Here is an 18,625-nt window from a genome sequence, read left to right as displayed (position 1 = left end):
AGGGCCTTATCTTCGCGCGATATCCGCGGCATGGTGGCAGGCCACATTGCCGTCATGGAAATGCGAAAGAGACGGCCGTTCTGTTCGGCAAATCTCCGTCGCATGCGGGCAGCGAGGGTGAAACGGGCAGCCGGTGGGAATAGCGAGAGGGCTGGGAAGTTCGCCCGCGATCGCAGCTCTTGCACGTCGGCGTCGTGGAGCAAGCGAGGGTGCCGACGCCAGAAGAGCTTTCGAATAAGGATGCAAAGGCGCGGCGAACAAGCTTTCGGAAGGTCCGATCTCGACCACGGAGCCAAGATAGATGACCGCAACCCGGTGGGAGACATGCCTAACAAGGCGAAGATCGTGGGCTACGAATACGATAGCGAGTCCGAGCCGTTCCTGCAGGTCCACGAGCAGGTTAACCACCTGCGCCTGAACCGAGACATCGAGCGCGGAAACCAGTTCATCGGCGACAAGACAAACCGGCTCGACGGCGAGGGCCCGCGCGATCGCTATGCGCTGACGCTGTCCCCCGGAGAATTCATGCGGATATTTCTGGATTGATGCTGCCGGCAACCTGACCAGTTCGAGCAATTCACCGACCCGGGCACCGATCTGGTCCCTGGGACGCATGGCATGAACGGAAAGCGCCTCCGCAAGAACCTGACCAACGGTCATCCTCGGATTGAGGGAGGTGTAGGGATCCTGGAAGATCATCTGGACCTTCCGGTTGTATTGCCGGCGCTTGCTCGCGGCTAATTTACCGACGTCCGAACCGTCGAACACGATATGCCCTTCGTTCGGCTTGAGCAGTCGCACGATGCAGCGAGCCAAGGTGGATTTGCCACATCCCGATTCGCCGACAATGCCGAGGGTCTCGCCAATGCCGACAGAAAGCGAGATGTCGTTGAGCGTACGAACGACTCGCGCTGGACGGCGCAGCAACAAATCCGTCAGGGTGCGTCGCCTTTCAAATCGCAGGCTGACATTTTCGATACGCAGGAGGGGCGGCGCGCCGACTGCCTCATTCATCATGGATGCCGCCTTCGCGAACAACGGAAAGATTGTGGCATGCCGCGGCATGGCGGGCGCCGACCGCATACAGGAGAGGCCTTGAGGCGACGCAATCGTCGGTCGCATAACGGCACCGCTCTGCGAAGGCACAGCCCTTCGGGAGCATGTCGATCGAGGGCGGGGTGCCCGGAATTGAAAACAGCCGCGTGCGCGGCGGAACGTCCTGCGGTATCGATCTCAACAGCCCCCTGGTGTAGGGGTGATGCGGTGCGGCAATAACGCTGCTGGTCGGCCCGACTTCGGCAAAACGGCCGCCATACATGACCGCGACGCGATCGCAGGTCTCGGCGACAACGCCCATGTCATGAGTCACAAGTATCATCGCCATACCGAGATTCCGGCAAAGCTCCCCAAGCAGGCGAAGGATCTGGTCCTGGATCGTCACATCAAGTGCGGTCGTCGGCTCATCTGCCAGCAGCAGTTGCGGGCTGGAGGCGAGCGCGATCGCGATCATCGCCCTTTGTCGCATTCCACCGGAAAATTCGTGCGGATAGTCGTCGAGGCGTCGCGCCGCGTCCGGAATTCCGACCATATCCAATAGCTCGACGCAGCGCCGCCGGCGAGACCCTCTGTCGAGAGACGTATGCGCGGCCAGGTTCTCTTCGATCTGAAGCCCAACGGTAAGCATGGGATTGAGCGAGGCCGTCGGCTCCTGAAAGATCATCGCGATCTCACGTCCGCGAATACCTCGCAGCTCCCGCTCTGGTCGGCTAACGATATCATGGCCACGCCACAGGATCTCGCCGCGGACACTGCCACGTGGACGGATGATCCCCATTATGGCTCTCAGAGTTATGCTTTTTCCGGAGCCCGATTCGCCGACAATTCCTAGAATTTCTCCTGAACCGACATTGAAGGACACGTTGTCGACTGCAACCAGTTCTCCCGACCGACCAGGGAAGGCAACCGTCAGCTCGCGAACGGAGAGCACAACGCGTTTGGGTAGGTTTTTTCCGTCGACTCGGAGGTTCGCCTGGATGGTCTTCATCTGCCCCTCGGCCGCAACACCTCGGTCAGCGAGTCGCCAAAAAGGCTGAACCCGAGACCGGTGAGAACGATGGCGATGCCCGGCATGAGCGACATCCACCAGGCGGAAGCAATGAAATTGCGGCCTTCCGCAATCAGGACTCCCCACTCCGCGGTTGGTGGTTGCGCGCCGAGACCAAGATAGCCGAGGCTGGAGCCGAGCAGGATGGCAAGCGCCATGTCGGTCATCCAGTAAACCAGCACGGGCCCGATGGCGTTGGGCATCAGGTGGCGAAAAATGATCCGGGCATCGGAGTAGCCCATGACCAGCCCCGCTGCCGCGTAGTCATTGGCTTTCTGCGCCATCACTTCGGCGCGCATCAGGCGTGCGTAGTAGACCCAGTTCACCGCGGTGATGGCGATGTACATGTTGGTCAGTCCAGGTCCCATGACCGAGACGATGGCAATGACCAGCACAAGGAATGGAAAGGTTATGATTGCGTCGACGCAACGTCCGAATACGGCGTCGGCCAGCCCTCCGTAGTAACCTACGGCTCCGCCCACCAGCACACCGATTAGCAGCGCAAAGGATGTCGCGAAGATAGCGATTTGCATATCGACGCGATACGCCCAGATGACCCTGGAAAGCACATCCCGGCCAAAATTGTCGGTGCCGAAGGGATGTGCCCAGGATGGAGCCTGCTGGATCGCGTTGAAATCGAACGCAAGCGGGTCGTATGGCGCAAAAATGGAAGGAGCGAGCGCCAACGCCGCCGACGCCAGCAGTATGAACGCACCGGCGATGAGCGCGGGCTGTTTGAGCGCACGCTCGAGCACGACAAGGAGTATAGGCGGGCGGCGAGCAGGGATCACGGAAGTGCTCATCGTGGCCGAAGCCTCGGGTCGAGCCAGGTCTGGACCATGTCTGTCAGCAAAAAGACGATCGAGACGATGACGCAGAAGACCAGCGTAAGCCCCTGGATCAGTGGGTAGTCCCGGGCGAAAATCGCTTCCAGCATCAGTCGTCCGACACCTGGCACGGCAAATACAGTTTCTGTAATCAGGGTTCCGCTCATGAGGTTGCCGATCGACAGGCCGAGCAGGGTGACGGTCGAAATCAAGGCGTTGCGCAAGACATGCCGCGTCAGAATGATGCGCGGGGACAATCCCTTGGCACGAGCAAATTGAACGAACTCCGCGTCCAGCACCTCAATGAGGGAGGCGCGCAGGTTTCGCAGAATGATGGCGCTGGTATAGAAAGCCACTGTCAGGGCGGGCAGGATAAGATGGTAGAGGCGGTCGAAGAAACTCGTTCCATAACCGCCGACCGGGAACCATCGCAGCTTGGCGGCAAGAACCGTGAGCAGCACAAGGCCGACATAGAATACGGGAGAGGAAAGTCCCACCTGGAATATGCTGCGGATCGCCAGATCGGCGGGCCGATCATGTTTGATCGCGCTGACGAAGGCGAGGGGACCGGCAATGAGCATTGCCAATGCGACAGAGTAAATCGTCAGGAACGCAGTAGCAGGAAGGCGGCTCATGATGACATCGAGCACCGGCTGCTTCATCAGGATCGACTGCCCCAAATCGCCGCTCAATGTATGACGCAGGAAGATGGCGAATTGGATCGGCAGAGGCTTGTCAAGCCCTAACGACTGGCGGACGATCTCAAGCTGCGCGTCCGTCGCCTTGGCATCGGCCATGGCGAGCGCGGGATCTCCGGGGAGCAAACGAACAAGCACAAAGATGAAGATCATGACGATCAGGAATGTCGGCACGATCTGCAGCAAGCGCGACAGTAGATAGTTCAAAGATGACATGGTGCTCTCTACGCGATGGGGGCGCCGGATCGCGCCCCCACGTCCAGGGAGGAAGCGAAAAGGACTATTTTTCGCGCCAGGCGGTGGCGAACTCATTCGCCCCGAGCGGCGTCTGCACGTAGTCGTGCACCTTCTTTGACAGCGCTACAGCGAAGGGCGTCTCGTAGAGGAAGAGGAGCGGCGCCTCGGCGGCATAGATCTCCTGCATGCGTTTGTACTCGTCCGCGCGCTTTTTCGGATCGATTTCCGTGTTCGACGTTTCATAGAGCTTGTTGAATTCCGGATTGTTCCATCCGGTTCCGACGGCCTGCCGCAAAGGGTAGTAGCCGAGCCAGCCCGTTACCTGTGCGGGATCGTTCACGTCATTGACCCAGCCATAGGTGTGGATCTGAAAATCGCCGGAGCGGTTCTTGTCGCTTCGTGTCGGTCCGTCCACTTGTTCGACCTGAAGATCGATACCCGCCTGCGACCACATCTGCTGCAATGCGGTGAACATCGTGGCGTCGTCGGCGCTTCCCGCCAGCGTCGTGAACTTGATCTTCGTTCCCTGCGCGAGGCCGGCTTCTTTCAGCAGCGTTTTGGCTTTTTCCAGATCGTAGGGATAGAGCGGAGTATCCCCATAGTGAAGTTGCGTGCTTGCCGACATCAGCGAGGTCATCGGCTGGCCGGTGCCGAACGTGACCAGTTTGACAAGGGTGTCCTTGTTCGTCGCGTAGTTCAATGCCTGGCGCACCCGCACGTCGGCCATGGGATTTTTGGTCCCATCCTTGAAGGCCGAGCGGGTGTTGATCGGCGCGTAAATGATCCGCGTCGAGGGGAACAGCTCCATGTCCAGGTTCGGGTCCGCCTTCAGTTCAGCAACGCGGGAAAATGGGATGAACTCGGCCGCATCCACCTCGCCGGCCTGCAATTTCAGGATACGGGTGGCGTCGTCGGGGATAAGCAGGAATTCTATGCGGTCGAGGTAGGGCAGGGGCTTCCCATCCTCGCCGGGCTGCCAATAGTACGGGTTGCGCTCGAAGACCATGCGGCTGCCGGCCTGACGTTCCTTCAATACGAAGGGGCCGGAGGATACGGGCTGTTTGGCAAACAGGGCCTTTGCCTTCTCCTGATCCGTGGTTCCTGGCGCTGCGGCGAATGCAGCCTTGGAGACGATCGCCGTGTTGAATGTCGCCAGAATAGAAATCAGTGCGGGATCGGGATGCGCAAGGCTGAGCGTGACCACGTTGCCGTCGGCCGAAACCGTCTTTACCGCGCCGAGTAGGCCCGCCCATGGTCCGAGCTTCGGGTCTCTGGCTCTGTCGAGGGAGAATACGACATCGTCGCCGGTTAGCGGCGTGCCGTCGGAGAACTTGGCGTCGGCGCGAAGTTTGAACGTAATCGACAAGCCGTCTGGGGCAACTGCATGGCTTTCCGCCAGGCCCGGCTCGATCGTTTTTCCGTCCGCCCCTGTGTGAAGCAAGGTGTCATAAAGGTTGGGCACCATCCAGATGTCGGGATTGCGATCGGCGTAAACCGGGTCGATCAGCGTAGAGTCGTCGTAGCGGGCGAAGGTCATGCTGCCGCCGCGCTCCAGAGCCTGCGCCGGCAACACTGCCAAGGCACCCAGAGCCACCGCTGACGCAAGAAGAGTTCTGAACTTCATAATATTCCTCCCTTTGCCGAACGGCGCGCTCGGCCGTTGCGGCACACAACAACCGGCTGCGGAAGCACTCTCTTCCGCACCATTCCCGTTCGAATTCACGGAAAGGATGCTCGCCGTGATCCGCGAGCTGCCTACTACAAAATTTGAACCAATGCAAAAATAATTATAGCGACTTCAAGCGACATGCGTTAGATGCCGATGACCGGAACCTGAGCTAACGGCGAGCGCCATTCGCTTCGCCTGGTTCCTGGTTGCGAAATACGACGCAGTGACTGTGAGAGATCGGAAATTGGCAATTCGTAAGACGAAAGAAGATGTGTCGACGGAGGCTCCGGTGATGAAGTCTCCCGCATTGGGCTCCAAGATCCGCAAGCGGCGTCGCGAGATAGACAAGACGCTGGAGCAGATCGCCAAGGAAACCGACCTCTCGATCGGATTCCTGTCGCAGGTGGAACGCGGCGTATCCACGCCGTCTCTTTCCTCGCTCTGCAACATCGCTGCAGCGCTCGGTGTGTCCATCGACGCGTTCGTCAATTCTCCCAGCCATTCTGGCGTCGTCACGCGAGTAGGCGAGCGTGAAACCTTCAGCCTTGGTGACGTTCAACGCACCTATGAGTTGCTCGGCCGAGGGTTCCCGGGCGCGAAATTGAACGCTTGCCTCGTTCATCGCCCGCCGGGGCAGGTGACGGAGGTGATGCACAACGCTGGCGAGGAGTTCGTTTTCGTGCTCGAGGGCGAGGTTCTCTATGAGATCGAGGGCGAGCGCCATCTGCTCGGCAAAGGAGACTCTATCCATTTCCAATCGGATCGACCGCACCGGTCATCGACCGTTGGCGACACGACCGTCATCGAATTGTGGGTTGGCACGCTGCCGCTGTTCCCAGATGCCTGAGGGCCTTGGGGAGGCGCGCTACCGAAGAAAGGGGAGGAACATGAAACTGCTGAAACTGATGATGGCCCTGATGCTTTGCCTGGGCTTGGATGTCTTGGCGGCATCCGCTAAGACGCCGGCAAACACCCTTGTCGTTGCCGATGCAATCGACGATGTGATCAGCCTCGATCCCGGCGAGGTTTCCGAGGTTGGCGGCGTACTGACCAGCAATCAGATCTACCAGCCGTTGGTCAGTTTCGACGTCAATGACCCAACCAAGATTGTCGGCGTCCTGGCTGAAAGCTGGTCGATTTCGGCCGACGGCAAAATCTTCACCTTCAAGATGAACCCCAAGGCGAAATTCGCCTCCGGCAACCCGGTCACCGCGCGTGATGCCGAATATTCGCTGCGCCGCGTTGTTCTGATGAAATCACGCTCCGCCTTCATCATCACGCAGTTCGGGTTCACGCCCGAAAACGTCAAGGACCGGATCAAGGCTGCCGACGACCAGACGCTGGTCATCGAAATCGGCGACCGATACGCTCCGAGTTTTCTCTTCTACTGCCTGTCTTCCTATGTCGGCGGCATTGTCGACAGCAAGCTCGTAAGCGAGCATGAGGTGAAGGGCGATTTCGGCAATGCATGGCTCAAGAGCGAGCACTCGGCCGGTTCCGGCCCTTTCGAACTCGTCAAATGGGAACCGAAGAAGTCGATCCTCCTGAAGCGGAACGAAAACTTCTGGGGGACACGGCCCGGTGTCGAACGCATCTTTATCCAGCATGTCGCGGAGAGCGCCACGCAGCGGTTGCTGCTCGAAAAGGGCGACATCGATGTCGCGAACAAGCTTGGTTCCGATGATTTCGACGCAATCAAAGACAATGCTGGCGTCAAAGTCATCACCAGCCAGTCTGGCACGATCTACTATATGGGCCTCAACGTGCGTAACCCGTACCTTGCCAAGCCCAAGGTGGTGGAGGCGCTGAAATATCTGGTCGATTATCAAGGGATCGCCGCCACCATCTCGCGCGGCGCCATGAAGGTGCACCAGACGCTCGTTCCAGATGGCTTTCTCGGCGCACTCGACTACACGCCATACAAGCTCGACGTCGAGAAGGCCAAGGCGCTGCTCAAGGAGGCCGGCGTCACTTCCGGTTTCTCGCTGGACACCGTGGTCTGGAATTCGCCGCCCTACACGGACTGGGCGCAGGCCATCCAGGCCACCATGGCCGAAGCCGGTATCAAATTGAATTTGCAAGTGGTCGACGGGCAGCAGTGGCTTGACCGCTACCGCAGCCACAAGCTCGATATCTGGCTGGGCCTGTGGGGGCCGGACTATCCCGACCCGCATTCCAACGCCAAGGCATTCGCCGTCAACAAGCAGGACGCGCCCGATGGGTCGGAAAGCCTGGCTGACCGCTTCGGCTGGAATGCCGGCGAGCTTTCCAAACAGGCGATGGCGGCGGTGCGTGAGCAGGATACGCTCAAACGCAAGGCGATGTATCAGGACCTGCAGAAGACGCACACCGACACCTCCCCGTTCATCTATATGTTCCAGGAAGTGCGCCGAGTAGGTGTCAATTCCAAGGTCAAAGGGGTCGTGCTCGGTTTGACCTTCTCGGACGACCGATACTGGTCCGCCAGCAAAGACTGACACGATGGCGGACCGGGGCGCATCGCTCTGGTCCGCTATTCCTGCCGCATGATCAGGATTGGTTTTGACCTTGCTCCTCACAACGCTGCCAAGACGGCTCGCATCGTCGCTGACAAGCGTGGCGCTCACCTTGCTCGGCCTCGTCGTGCTGACCTTCGTCATTGGCCGGGTCGTTCCCATCGATCCGGTCCTGGCAATCGTCGGCGATAAGGCCTCGAAAGAAGTCTATGATCGTGTCTTCGTGGAGCTTGGTCGTGACCAGCCGGTCTATGTGCAGTTCTTCACCTACCTGTGGAAACTGCTTCATGGCGATTTCGGCCAGTCGTTCATCACCAGCCGGCCGGTGCTCATCGACCTTCTCGATTTCTTCCCAGCCACACTTGAATTGGCCACCTTCGGCCTGCTGATCGGTGTGGTGACGGGAATCCCTGCCGGCGTCATAGCAGCTTACTATCATGGCAAATGGCCGGATCACCTGATCCGTGTGTTTGCCCTCATCGGCTATTCGGTGCCGGTATTCTGGCTCGGCCTCGTCGGACTTTTCGTCCTTTATTTCAAGCTCGACTGGGTGTCGGGTCCAGGCCAGCTGGATATCTTCTTTCAGGGCGTGGTGCCCCGTCACACAGGCTCCATTCTCATCGACAGCGCGATTGCGGGCGACTGGGATGTGTTTTCCAACGCGATGAGCCACATGATTTTGCCGGCTTCGCTGCTCGGCTACTACAGCTTGGCATATATCGGCCGGATGACGCGCTCGTTCATGCTCGATCAGCTCAACCGGGAATACGTTTTGACGGCCCGCCTCAAGGGCGCCACAGAATTCGAGGTGGTCGCCAGACATGCCTTGCGCAATGCCGCCATTCCATTGGTGACCATCGTCGCCCTGTCCTACGGCAGCCTGCTGGAAGGCTCGGTGCTGGTCGAGACGATCTTCTCCTGGCCTGGCATCGGCAACTACCTGGCCTCGTCACTGTTTCGCGCAGACATGAATGCCGTGCTCGGCGGGACGTTCGTGGTCGGAGCTATGTTCGTGTTCCTCAACATGCTTTCCGACGTGCTTTATAACCTGCTCGATCCCCGGATGGACGGAGGCCGTTCGTGACTTTGGCCATCGAGAATGGGACCAGCGTGAACCGGCAGATCCGTGCTGCGAAGCTGGCTCAGGCCGTGCGCTTCGCGCGACGCTTCCGGCGCAACCGGTTGGGCATGGCGGGATTTACGATAATCCTGCTGTTGGTGCTCTCGGCCGTTTTCGCGCCGCTGCTCGCCACGCACGATCCCTATCTGCCCAACCTCGCCAAGCGCCTGTCCCCTCCAGGCGCCGAATATTGGCTCGGCGCCGACGAACTCGGACGCGATATTCTCACGCGCATCCTCTACGGCTCGCGGCTTACGCTGCTGATTGTTTTGCAGGTGGTGGTGACGGCCGCGCCGGTCGGCCTCGTCATCGGTGCCGTGGCGGGAACCTTGGGCGGGGTTGTGGATAGCGTCTTCATGCGTATCACCGATGTGTTCCTGGCAGTGCCGAAGCTGCTCCTTGCGCTCGCCTTCGTGGCAGCTCTCGGGCCTGGCATCTTCAATGCGGTGCTGGCGATTTCGCTCTGTGCATGGCCTCCCTATGCCCGGATGGCCCGTGCGGAGGCGATGGCAGTTCGCGGGGCTGACTATGTCAACGCCGCACGCCTCGCCGGCGCATCGCAATTCTACATCGTCACCCGCCACATCATGCCGATGTGCCTGTCGTCGGTGATCGTGCGCACGACGCTTGACATGGCAGGCGTCATTCTGATCGCCGCCGGCCTGGGCTTCATCGGACTGGGCGCCCAGCCTCCGCTGCCCGAATGGGGTGCCATGATCTCGACCGGACGCAAGTACATTTTCGACCAATGGTGGGTTGCGACCATGCCTGGCGTCGCGATTTTCCTGGTATGCCTCGGCTTCAACCTTCTTGGAGATGCGATGCGCGACCTCCTGGACCCACATTTGAGGCAACGGCAATGAGCGATGGGCCACTTGTCGAGATCGAGGATCTGCGCATCGCCTTTCCACGCGAGGACGGCGAATGGACCGAAGTGGTCAAGGGCGTGTCGTATTCGCTGGGCCGCGAGAAACTCGGCATTGTCGGTGAGTCCGGATCCGGAAAAAGTCTGTCGGCCCGGGCGTTGATGGGTGTCCTGCCGTCGCATGCTCGTGTGCAGGCAAAAAAGCTTCGCTTCGACGGCATCGATCTTCGGACGGCATCCGCTCAGCTTAGGCGCCGATTGCGAGGCGGGCGCATGAGCATGATCCTGCAGGATCCGAAATTCTCGCTCAACCCGGTCATTCGGGTGGGCTCGCAGATCGTCGAAGCGATCCGCATCGGAAATCGCACGATGTCCAGCGATGAATGCCGGCGTCGGGCGCTGCACATGCTGGAGACGGTGCATATCCGCGAGCCGGAGCGCGTTCTCGACCTCTATCCGCATCAGGTTTCAGGCGGCATGGGGCAGCGTGTCATGATCGCCATGATGATGGCGCGCGAACCGGACCTCCTGGTTGCCGATGAACCGACCTCCGCATTGGACGTGACCGTGCGCAACCAGGTGCTTTCGATCATGACCGAACTGGTCGAGCGGCGCGGCATGGGCCTGATTTTCATCAGTCATGATCTGAAGCTGGTCAGCCGCTTCTGCGATCGCGTGCTGGTGATGTATGCCGGACGCGTCGTTGAATCGCTGCGTGCCGATCGGTTGCAAGCGGCGACGCATCCATACACGCAGGGGCTGCTCGCCTGCCTTCCCTCCATTGACGGCCCGCTTGAGCCGCTGCCCGTTCTGCAGCGACAGGCGAGCTGGGCGTAGCCGGAGCTCCCGTCTTGATCGACGTTCGAAACCTGAATGTGTCGTTTGGCGGTGTCGCTGCTGTGCGCGACGTCAGTTTTTCGGTTGCGCCCGGCGAAAGCTTCGGCCTCATTGGCGAATCCGGTTCGGGCAAGTCGACCGTGCTGCGCTGCATGGCGGGATTGAACCGAGGTTGGAACGGGGCGATTGAGATTGACGGGATGAACGTGAGGACAACGTCTGGCCGAGATTTCGGCCGCCACGTTCAAATGGTCTTCCAGGATCCTTACGCATCTCTGCATCCCCGTTTCGCCGTCGGCCAGGCAATTGCCGAACCGTTGAAGATCAACGGTCAAAAGGATGCAGTTTCGCGTGCCGGCGAACTGCTCTCCCTAGTCGGACTGGGTGGCGAATTCCGCTCGCGATTCCCCCACGAGCTTTCGGGCGGTCAGCGGCAACGAGTCGCCATTGCGAGGGCGCTAGCCCTGAAGCCAAAGATCCTCCTGCTGGATGAGCCCACCTCCGCCCTCGACGTTTCCGTCCAGGCGGAAATTCTCAATCTTCTAAATAGGCTCCGCCAGGAATTTAATCTGACTTTCCTGATCGTCAGTCACGATCTCGCCGTCATTTCCTATATGTGCGACAGATTGGCGGTAATGCGCAATGCTGCGCTTATGGAGGTTCTTACGCAGCGGCAGCTACGCGAGCGAGACATACGTCATGAATATGCGCGTGAGCTAGTGGAGGCGAGCGAGTAGTTGACGGACAGAACCCGTGTGAGTCATTTAGTGATTTCACAATCGATTGATATCGCCCCGAATTTTCCGACATCACGGATTGGACCCTGAAAGATCATGTTTGCATTTCCTGGCAACTGGCGTCGACAGTCGGGGTAGGGTGCAAGCTTGACCTGGGGATCATGGATCAGCCAAGCTAGGGAGTCGTGTTGAAGCACGACAATTTACCCGATTCAGTTCATCCCACGCGTCGAGGTCGGTGATCGGGTAGAGCATTGCTTTTCCGATCTTCACGAAGGCTGGTCCCACTCTCATCGAGCGCCAGTTCCGGAGCGTGCCGACAGTGATTGCCCCACGGTAGCGATCTGCCACTTCCTCGGGGGTTAGGAACTTGCCAGTATTCATGAACGACTCCGTTTGCTTGACGGCAAAGCACCAGCCAGGGCCTCCCTGTTGCGGCGGTGCATTACGAACGGAGGCTTGCCAGATTCGAGCCACCAGTCGAATGGCCACTCACGCTCGTTCATCAGACGAGATGCACCGTTTTACGTGCGTATTGAAGTCGTTACCAAGAACCGTCGTAGAGTCGGATACCTGTGGCGGCAAATGGGTCGGAATGAACGTCGGCAGGGATGAGCAACGAAAGAAGGAAGGGGTTCATTCAAGGCGCTTGAGCGAAGAACGCCTCATCGCCCGTTCGGTTCTTAGCTCAGCCGACATCACAGCATCGATTCCATGACAATCCGAGGTTGTGTCTCAGCGCAGTCCCAGATGAGGGTTCGAGCCGGCACGGCCAGCAGTTCGCGCCCGAACATGTCGAGTTGACGGTTCAGCAGGACGGGCGCGTCGATCCCGCTTATCTTCGTCCGGTGAGCGGGCCCACAAAGCGCCGCTCACCGCCCCGAGACAAATTCGCTGCAGGCCGAAGCTGAAACGCCGGATGATCAACAGAGTGAAGGCAGATAGGAACGAATTCCCGATGCGGGGAATGCAGACTAAAGACGTGGTTCGGATCGGGCACACCGTCCGGCGGCCGTGCACCGATCGCACTGCTGATGTGCATCGCCTGTTGCGCCATCTCGAGGCCACTGGCCAGGCGATCGCACCGCGCCCTCTTGGCATCGATGCGGAAGGCCGACAAATGCTTAGTTATATACCAGGCCGCGTAATCAATCGAACGCCCGCAGGACTCTCCAACGCGAGGCTGCGGAGCGCGGCCGCCCTCATCCGACAATTCCACGACGCCACGGCTGGAACGCCGTTGGCACGAGATCAGGAAATCGTCATGCACACCGATCTCGGCCCGCACAACATTGTGTTCGCTGGCCCCAAGGCCGTTGGCATTATTGATTGGGACGAAGCGAGACCCGGTTCACGACTAGTCGATTTTGCACATGCAGCATGGTGCTGCGCGGATATCTGCACTGGTGTGCCCGTCCAGGAACAATCACGCAAGCTATGGCTCTTTTGCGCCAATTACGGTTGGGCAGAGCAGGCCCAGGTATCGCAAGTCGTTGACGAACTCGCAGCCCGCTTTCAGAGGGCGGCGGACGCGCATGTCACGTCCGGTCGCGGTGAGGCGGCACGAATATTCGAGACCTTCATTCGGTGGATGGGAGAATATGGGGGACAGCTCAAGATCGACCCTGACCCAGCACTCGGATCGAACCTCAAGCGGTGATCCTCCCTGCCGTCAATCCACCATAACGCGTGCGCCTTGAGGTCATTTAACGCAATCACTTTCGGCCGGCCCCGAAACCAGCAAGATAGATGTGCCGAATGACGCACCGTGTCGGCCCGAGCCTGTACCGGCCGATCGATCATGTCCACATCGGCTGCACCTATCGTTTTGCTTTGGCATCCCACCATCTAAGGACGCGCAGAGCTCGCAAGGTCAGCCATCGCGACGGTTTTCCAACACCTTCGTCGGTCTCGAACCAGGTTCGCCCCGGTGCGGACCAGTCCAACACCCAGCGGCCCTCAGCCGATTGCTTTGAACGTATGTGATCAATTGCTTCGGCTAGCCTAGGATCGGGATCAGCCTGGGTGAACAGCGAAACGTCACGGAAATAGTCAAGCGCCCGCAGCACGTCGTAGCGCCAGCGGTTGGGGTGGGTTAGTCGAAGAAATCGTTCGTCGGCTATCTCACCTGTGCTCAGTCGTCGAAACAGGCTACGGCGCAGCAGATATTCCTCTCCGTTTTGCCGTGCTGTTCGGATTTCGGGTGTCGAGCCGACGCGCCGCTCGTATTCCAGCAGACCTTCCAGAACGTTGATTGTCGTGTCGAAAGACGAGACTTGAGAACCGTTAGCGCGCTCACAGTTCCACCCGCCGTCTCCTTGTTGATCACTCAGCAGTCGCGTCACGATCAATGAGACGTCGGCGCCGAAGTAGGCACCGTCGGCGACAGTCCGGCCGTTGATGCATTCTTCCGTTTCGCCTTCCCAGAAAGGTTCTTGGGCATGATCCCAACGGGAATTGCGACCGATCAAATCGACAGTTCGTCGCGCGCAACTGCACGTTGGCGGAAGCCCAAACTCACGAAGTTGATTGAGAACAAAGCAAGTCGCAGTCCACGGCTGCCCCTCCTTGTGCCAGTCTTTCTCTGTAAAGCCTGCGGGGAAGAATGCGCCGCCAGCCCATTGACCGTCAGTATCCTGCGACGAAAAGAGTTTCGCGCCCCAGCCTTCGGTTTCGACCTTTGACCGTTCTTCACGCCAAATCGCTTCCGGTGCATCCTGCATATCGCGCATCACTTGCCACCGAATCGCTGGATCTGACATGAGCAGCCATTCCAACGTAGAATTGAACATGCCTATCTTCATCCATCTGCTCGAACACTGCTGTCTATCATGGAGCTGGGGCGGCAGGCGATATGAGATAAATAAGCTGGCGCAGGATCGCCGTGAAATCGGCCGCATTCACTCCATCGCTGATGCGCTATTCTTACCTTTCGCCAAAGGCTATCTTCGGTTTTCGCGTTGCTTAGAGCTGTCTCGCCCCGCTTGTCGCGGCCACCGATGCCCTTGGAGTATACTGCCACCTCGGAGAACTCACCCCACATGTCGTATTGAGCCATGACAGAAAGGAAATTCAGGATAAGTCGTTGCCGACGCAGCGGTGTGGACGCGGTCTGGGCAGACACGACTTACGCATTTGGTCGACACACACATGACCAGTTTGGGATCGGCGTTATTACCCGCGGCGCCCAGAAGTCCTTGAGCGGGCGGGGGATCGTGGAAGCCCAAGCTGGAGATGTCATCTCGGTTAACCCAGGCGAAGTTCACGACGGCATACCTCTCGACGCGAATGGCCGCGCGTGGCGCATGCTCTATTTCGACCCGGAAGTGCTGACAGGGCCAATCGGCGCTTTGACGGATGACAGGTGCGGCAGCTTCGAATTGTCCCACCCCGTCCTGTGCGATCCCGCAGCCGCCGCGTGCTTTGTGTCGCTATTTCGTGCCGTGACGAAGCCGTTTGGCGCAGACAGCGAGATCGAAGGGGAGGAGAGTCTACTCTTCCTGCTTGCACGCGTCATTGACCGCCGCGCTACGGAAAACCAGCATCGGGCCCCGACGACAATAGATCAGGCCCGCGAACGCATCGACGATGACCCATCGGCACCTGTGTCCCTGAACGAATTGGCCGCGATTGGCGGCATCAGCCAGTTTCAGCTCGTGCGCGGGTTTTCAAAAGCCACCGGCCTCACGCCGCACGCCTATCTCATCCAGCGCAGACTTCAGAGGGCGCGAAAGATGATCGCCCAAGGAGTCGGCCTTGCCGATGCGGCCCACGCCTCCGGATTCGCGGACCAGAGCCATATGACCCGGCTTTTTGTCCGCACCTATGGGATGTCGCCCGGCATCTATGCGGCGGCTATGAACTGAGCTGCAATTTCGTTCAAGACGGCGTGCATCGGTACGCCGCATATGGTTCGAAAACGATCGAGCCATAGGCATCCCATGCAATTTGACTACGCGGACGATATTCGCGCCGACTTTCCCCAACTCTCCTCCCGCGCTCTCCTTGTCGAAGGCATCAACGCGGAGGCTGATGTTTCCGCCGATATCGCGCCGCTAACCGGCATTGCCGACCTGCGGCTGGCCGTTGCCAGCGAAGGCGAGTTTCCTGAGATACAGGCATGGCGTCGCACTTTTACCTCCATCGGGTTGAAGCCGACGCAATATCGCTGCGCCTCGGAGGCCCTGCTCAGGCGCTACCGGAAGGAAGGCGCGCTACCAACGCTTCATCCACTGGTCGATCTTTGCAACGCGGTGTCCCTCGCCTTCGCCATTCCAATCGCCGCATTCGATGGCGCCAAGCTCACCGGCGCAATGGTCGTGCGGTATGCCGATGGCGATGAATCGTATGAAGCTTTCTCTGGAGACATCGAGCATCCAGAGCCGGGCGAAGTAATTTTTGCCGATGATGCCCGACGGGCGCATGCGCGCCGCTGGACCAACCGCCAAAGCGGGTGGTCGGCGGTTCGCGCACAAACCCGACAGGCATTGATCGTCGCCGAGGCTGTGCATGAGGGCGCCGCAGAGACCACATTCCGCCTCGTTGAAGACCTGAAGGCCTCGCTTGTTAAAGCCTGGCCGGCAGCGATCCTACACGAGCTCGCGATATTGGACGGCGTTGCAACACGCATCGGGTCTCCGAGCCGATGACTGGGTTCAACCATAACCAACCTGATGCGGTTTCAGCGTTCGACGGGTGGATACGGGGGCGGTTCGTCGTCTTGAATACCGAGCTCGAAGCGCTCTATTTCGAGCAGGAGGACCGCAGCCAGATCGCCTCCCTCGGCTCGGGTGTCAAACGTGAACTTCTCAACGAAGGACGCTCGCTAGTCACGGAAATACTGCGGGAAGGCGCGCTGCCGGCCAACTTCGATCAGGCATTCGATCTTCTTGGCAATATCGGCCACTATATGGCGGCCTGCCGCCGCCATGGCCTCACCGATCCGGATCGCGAGGCGCGCTCGCCTTTGGTAGAGGCATCGACCTTGTCGTTGCGCCTTGGGCTTCAGTTGGGCGTCGCGCCTCGACTGACGACTGCCCACATGCAGTTCGCAAATCGCGCGTGCGAAGGCAGGCCGAAGCGGTTCACAAGCCTACTCGACGAAGCTCTGTTCTCAGACTTCAACACCCGCGCACAATTCGCATTCATTCGGGCCGCTGACGACATACGGCGTGTCGCGTCGATCGGGCTGTCGCATCCTGCGGCACTCGATCTTCTCGCTGCGGCGGACAACGCCTTGCGATCGGTTGTCGCCCTCAATCTGGAGCTTTTTCGCTCGCTCGATGTCGAGCGGTTCTACTTCTGCGTCCGCCCCTACTTCATGACGTATCGGGTCGGCGACGCCACCTGGCGCGGTGCCAATGCAGGCGATTTTGCCGGCGTCAACGAGCTCGACCTCAGGCTCGGCCTTTGTCGCAACGACGACCAGATCTATTTGGGCGTCCTTGCCGAAAAGGCTCCCTACCTCGTCCCTAACGATCGGCTTCTGGTCGGCGGCGCACTTGCAGCGCCCAGCCTGCTCGACGCGTTGATCGAAGCGCTCGATCGTGATCCGTCTGCGTCTTGGCTGCGTCCGGCCGCAGCAGCCTATCTCAAGGTCATCAAGTCCTTTGGCGCGACTGCCGCGCAACATCAGAACCTCCTGGTCAAGCGCTTTGTCGAGGAGCCGTCTGTCGGCATTTCGGCCAAGCAGCGTGCGCGTATCACGGCAAGCGGCCCCGAGCTGGATGTGCTGCTGGCAAGCCTCGCTCGCCTACGCGACCTCCGTCTTGCCGCTCCGCGCGACGATATCCCGACCCGACACGCGGAGATCGCGCGACTGCAGACCTTGGTGGCTCTATGACAGCTGAGCGATACCAGAAACCGGACGGCGTTTACCTTCTCAGCCATTCCATCGGGCTTTTGCCCCGGGCCGCCGAAGAGGCCGTGCTACAAGTCTATTTTGATCCGTGGCGCGAGAATCCCGCGGACGCCTGGACTGCCTGGCTCGCGGCGGTGGAAGGCTTCCGCAAGGCGCTCGCCAGGTTGTTCAATCATGCGCCGCAATGGTTCTGCCCACAGCCAAATGTTTCGGCCGCCCTGTCAAAAGTTATCCACGCTCTCCCGCTCGATCCGCGGCGTTCGGCGGTCCTTCTACCCGAGACGAGCTTCCCCTCGCTCGGCTTCGTGGTCGACGCCGCCAAGCGCACTGGGTTGCAGCCGAAATTTCTGTCTTCCCAAAATGCGCTGGATGCGCAGGCTTGGTCCGACGCGATGACGCCAGAGGTGGGTGTCATCTTGCTCACCCACGTCCAATCGGAGGACGGCTGCCAGCAGCCGGTCGCGGATGTCGTTAGGCACGCTCATTCGCGCGGAATCGTGTCCGTCGTTGACGTCGCGCAGTCCGCCGGGATCGTCCCGATCGATCTAGTCGAATGGCAAGCCGATTTCGTCATCGGTTCATCCGTCAAATGGCTCTGCGGTGGTCCGGGTGCAGCTTTTCTCTGGGTTCGCCCGGAACGGCTGGCGAGTTGCGTGCCACTCGACACGGGCTGGTTTTCGCATGCCGCGCCGTTCGAAAGCGATATCCGTTCATTCCGGCCGGCCGACGATGCGCGCCGCTTCTGGGGCGGCACGCCGTCGGTGCTGCCGTACGTTGTCGCTACCGCAGGGATCCAATCTATCGAGGCGTTCGGCGTCGCCGCCATTCAGGCCCACAACCGGCAACTTTGCGCTCGTTTGATGGAAGGGTTGGAGGGCGTTGCCGTGGTCGGGTCACGAAATCTCTCCGACCGCGGCGGCACCTTGGTGCTCGCGACCAAGATGCCTTCCCCCGAAGCGGTCGCGCGATTGAGGGCTTTCGGTATCCACGTCGACGCACGTACGAAGGGGGTCCGTGTTTCACCGCACATCTACTCGTCAGCAGACGAAGTGGACGTGGCACTTTGGGCCTTTCGCGAAGTTCTGGCGGTCTGACGGACCGGATCGCTCATCGGCAAACGACAACCTGGCGCGCCAGGCCAACGACTGTTGTGACCCCAGTGTCGGACCGGACGCC

Annotated in this window: 18 protein-coding genes; 11 read left to right on the top strand and 7 right to left on the bottom strand. The window is 59.8% G+C overall.

All coding sequences use genetic code 11. The features are described from left to right. Window positions 1-6: 6 nt before the first annotated feature. The 5 genes from RBH77_RS16865 to RBH77_RS16845 form a co-directional block, all read right to left on the bottom strand. The gene (locus tag RBH77_RS16865; RefSeq protein ID WP_311028742.1) at window positions 7-1,017 is read right to left on the bottom strand and encodes an ABC transporter ATP-binding protein; all 1,011 of its coding nucleotides are present in this window, start codon (window positions 1,015-1,017) and stop codon (window positions 7-9) included. Beyond that, complete coding sequence (locus RBH77_RS16860; RefSeq protein ID WP_311028741.1) at window positions 1,007-2,044, bottom strand: ABC transporter ATP-binding protein; 1,038 nt, start codon at window positions 2,042-2,044, stop codon at window positions 1,007-1,009. The genes RBH77_RS16865 and RBH77_RS16860 overlap by 11 nt, the downstream gene beginning before the upstream one ends. After that, on the bottom strand, window positions 2,041-2,859 hold the full coding sequence (locus RBH77_RS16855) for an ABC transporter permease (RefSeq protein ID WP_311028740.1): 819 nt from the start codon (window positions 2,857-2,859) through the stop codon (window positions 2,041-2,043). The genes RBH77_RS16860 and RBH77_RS16855 overlap by 4 nt, the downstream gene beginning before the upstream one ends. A gap of 44 nt (window positions 2,860-2,903) precedes the next feature. Continuing rightward, window positions 2,904-3,845, bottom strand: coding sequence for an ABC transporter permease (locus RBH77_RS16850; RefSeq protein ID WP_311028739.1), 942 nt, complete (start codon window positions 3,843-3,845; stop codon window positions 2,904-2,906). A gap of 64 nt (window positions 3,846-3,909) precedes the next feature. Further along, window positions 3,910-5,535, bottom strand: coding sequence for an ABC transporter substrate-binding protein (locus RBH77_RS16845; RefSeq protein ID WP_311028738.1), 1,626 nt, complete (start codon window positions 5,533-5,535; stop codon window positions 3,910-3,912). A gap of 292 nt (window positions 5,536-5,827) precedes the next feature. Between RBH77_RS16845 and RBH77_RS16840 the strand changes: the two genes are divergently transcribed. The 6 genes from RBH77_RS16840 to RBH77_RS16815 all read left to right on the top strand — a co-directional run bounded on the left by RBH77_RS16840 (window position 5,828) and on the right by RBH77_RS16815 (window position 11,589). Next, on the top strand, window positions 5,828-6,382 hold the full coding sequence (locus RBH77_RS16840) for a helix-turn-helix domain-containing protein (protein WP_311028737.1): 555 nt from the start codon (window positions 5,828-5,830) through the stop codon (window positions 6,380-6,382). 40 nt (window positions 6,383-6,422) lie between these two features. Further along, complete coding sequence (locus RBH77_RS16835; RefSeq protein WP_311028736.1) at window positions 6,423-8,012, top strand: ABC transporter substrate-binding protein; 1,590 nt, start codon at window positions 6,423-6,425, stop codon at window positions 8,010-8,012. Window positions 8,013-8,082: 70 nt separating this feature from the next. Further along, complete coding sequence (locus RBH77_RS16830; RefSeq protein ID WP_311028735.1) at window positions 8,083-9,114, top strand: ABC transporter permease; 1,032 nt, start codon at window positions 8,083-8,085, stop codon at window positions 9,112-9,114. 104 nt (window positions 9,115-9,218) lie between these two features. Next, complete coding sequence (nikC, locus tag RBH77_RS16825) at window positions 9,219-10,013, top strand: nickel transporter permease (protein WP_371832880.1); 795 nt, start codon at window positions 9,219-9,221, stop codon at window positions 10,011-10,013. Then, entirely contained in the window at window positions 10,010-10,852 is an 843-nt protein-coding gene (locus RBH77_RS16820; protein ID WP_311028733.1) for an ABC transporter ATP-binding protein, read from the top strand. The genes nikC and RBH77_RS16820 overlap by 4 nt, the downstream gene beginning before the upstream one ends. Before the next feature lie 14 nt (window positions 10,853-10,866). Continuing rightward, window positions 10,867-11,589, top strand: a complete 723-nt coding sequence (locus tag RBH77_RS16815) for an ABC transporter ATP-binding protein (protein ID WP_311028732.1) — start codon at window positions 10,867-10,869, stop codon at window positions 11,587-11,589. A gap of 159 nt (window positions 11,590-11,748) precedes the next feature. Here RBH77_RS16815 and RBH77_RS16810 read toward each other — a convergent pair whose 3' ends face one another. Beyond that, the gene (locus RBH77_RS16810; RefSeq protein WP_311028731.1) at window positions 11,749-11,973 is read right to left on the bottom strand and encodes a helix-turn-helix domain-containing protein; all 225 of its coding nucleotides are present in this window, start codon (window positions 11,971-11,973) and stop codon (window positions 11,749-11,751) included. A gap of 535 nt (window positions 11,974-12,508) precedes the next feature. Between RBH77_RS16810 and RBH77_RS16805 the strand changes: the two genes are divergently transcribed. Continuing rightward, window positions 12,509-13,249, top strand: a complete 741-nt coding sequence (locus tag RBH77_RS16805) for a phosphotransferase (protein WP_311028730.1) — start codon at window positions 12,509-12,511, stop codon at window positions 13,247-13,249. 160 nt (window positions 13,250-13,409) lie between these two features. Here the strand turns inward: RBH77_RS16805 and RBH77_RS16800 are convergent, their stop codons facing one another. Then, window positions 13,410-14,393 (bottom strand): squalene cyclase, encoded by a 984-nt coding sequence (locus tag RBH77_RS16800; protein ID WP_311028729.1) that lies wholly within the window; start codon window positions 14,391-14,393, stop codon window positions 13,410-13,412. Window positions 14,394-14,645: 252 nt separating this feature from the next. Between RBH77_RS16800 and RBH77_RS16795 the strand changes: the two genes are divergently transcribed. The 4 genes from RBH77_RS16795 to RBH77_RS16780 all read left to right on the top strand — a co-directional run bounded on the left by RBH77_RS16795 (window position 14,646) and on the right by RBH77_RS16780 (window position 18,543). Continuing rightward, on the top strand, window positions 14,646-15,455 hold the full coding sequence (locus RBH77_RS16795; protein ID WP_311028728.1) for an AraC family transcriptional regulator: 810 nt from the start codon (window positions 14,646-14,648) through the stop codon (window positions 15,453-15,455). 75 nt (window positions 15,456-15,530) lie between these two features. Then, window positions 15,531-16,238 carry a B3/B4 domain-containing protein gene (locus tag RBH77_RS16790; RefSeq protein ID WP_311028727.1) on the top strand — a complete coding sequence of 236 codons (708 nt, stop codon included), beginning with the start codon at window positions 15,531-15,533 and terminating at the stop codon, window positions 16,236-16,238. A 71-nt stretch (window positions 16,239-16,309) separates the two neighbouring features. Then, complete coding sequence (locus RBH77_RS16785; RefSeq protein ID WP_311028726.1) at window positions 16,310-17,431, top strand: monodechloroaminopyrrolnitrin synthase PrnB family protein; 1,122 nt, start codon at window positions 16,310-16,312, stop codon at window positions 17,429-17,431. A 59-nt stretch (window positions 17,432-17,490) separates the two neighbouring features. Further along, window positions 17,491-18,543: an aminotransferase class V-fold PLP-dependent enzyme gene (locus tag RBH77_RS16780; protein ID WP_311028725.1), complete on the top strand. Its 1,053-nt coding sequence runs from the start codon at window positions 17,491-17,493 to the stop codon at window positions 18,541-18,543. The last annotated feature ends 82 nt before the right edge of the window (window positions 18,544-18,625 follow it).

Origin of the sequence: Mesorhizobium koreense (genome assembly GCF_031656215.1) — a bacterium.
Lineage (GTDB): Bacteria > Pseudomonadota > Alphaproteobacteria > Rhizobiales > Rhizobiaceae > Mesorhizobium_L > Mesorhizobium_L koreense.
Note: the sequence above shows the minus strand (reverse complement) of the source record. Positions and strands in the feature narration are given on the sequence as shown.

Bases quoted from the DNA above. Each gene is read 5' to 3' on its own strand.
- RBH77_RS16800 (WP_311028729.1), bottom strand. From the start codon at position 14,393: ATGAAGATAGGCATGTTCAATTCTACGTTGGAATGGCTGCTCATGTCA.
- RBH77_RS16795 (WP_311028728.1), top strand. From the start codon at position 14,646: ATGACAGAAAGGAAATTCAGGATAAGTCGTTGCCGACGCAGCGGTGTG.
- RBH77_RS16835 (WP_311028736.1), top strand. From the start codon at position 6,423: ATGAAACTGCTGAAACTGATGATGGCCCTGATGCTTTGCCTGGGCTTG.
- nikC (WP_371832880.1), top strand. From the start codon at position 9,219: ATGGCGGGATTTACGATAATCCTGCTGTTGGTGCTCTCGGCCGTTTTC.
- RBH77_RS16790 (WP_311028727.1), top strand. From the start codon at position 15,531: ATGCAATTTGACTACGCGGACGATATTCGCGCCGACTTTCCCCAACTC.
- RBH77_RS16850 (WP_311028739.1), bottom strand. From the start codon at position 3,845: ATGTCATCTTTGAACTATCTACTGTCGCGCTTGCTGCAGATCGTGCCG.
- RBH77_RS16865 (WP_311028742.1), bottom strand. From the start codon at position 1,017: ATGATGAATGAGGCAGTCGGCGCGCCGCCCCTCCTGCGTATCGAAAAT.
- RBH77_RS16810 (WP_311028731.1), bottom strand. From the start codon at position 11,973: ATGAATACTGGCAAGTTCCTAACCCCCGAGGAAGTGGCAGATCGCTAC.
- RBH77_RS16860 (WP_311028741.1), bottom strand. From the start codon at position 2,044: ATGAAGACCATCCAGGCGAACCTCCGAGTCGACGGAAAAAACCTACCC.
- RBH77_RS16805 (WP_311028730.1), top strand. From the start codon at position 12,509: ATGATCAACAGAGTGAAGGCAGATAGGAACGAATTCCCGATGCGGGGA.
- RBH77_RS16840 (WP_311028737.1), top strand. From the start codon at position 5,828: ATGAAGTCTCCCGCATTGGGCTCCAAGATCCGCAAGCGGCGTCGCGAG.
- RBH77_RS16820 (WP_311028733.1), top strand. From the start codon at position 10,010: ATGAGCGATGGGCCACTTGTCGAGATCGAGGATCTGCGCATCGCCTTT.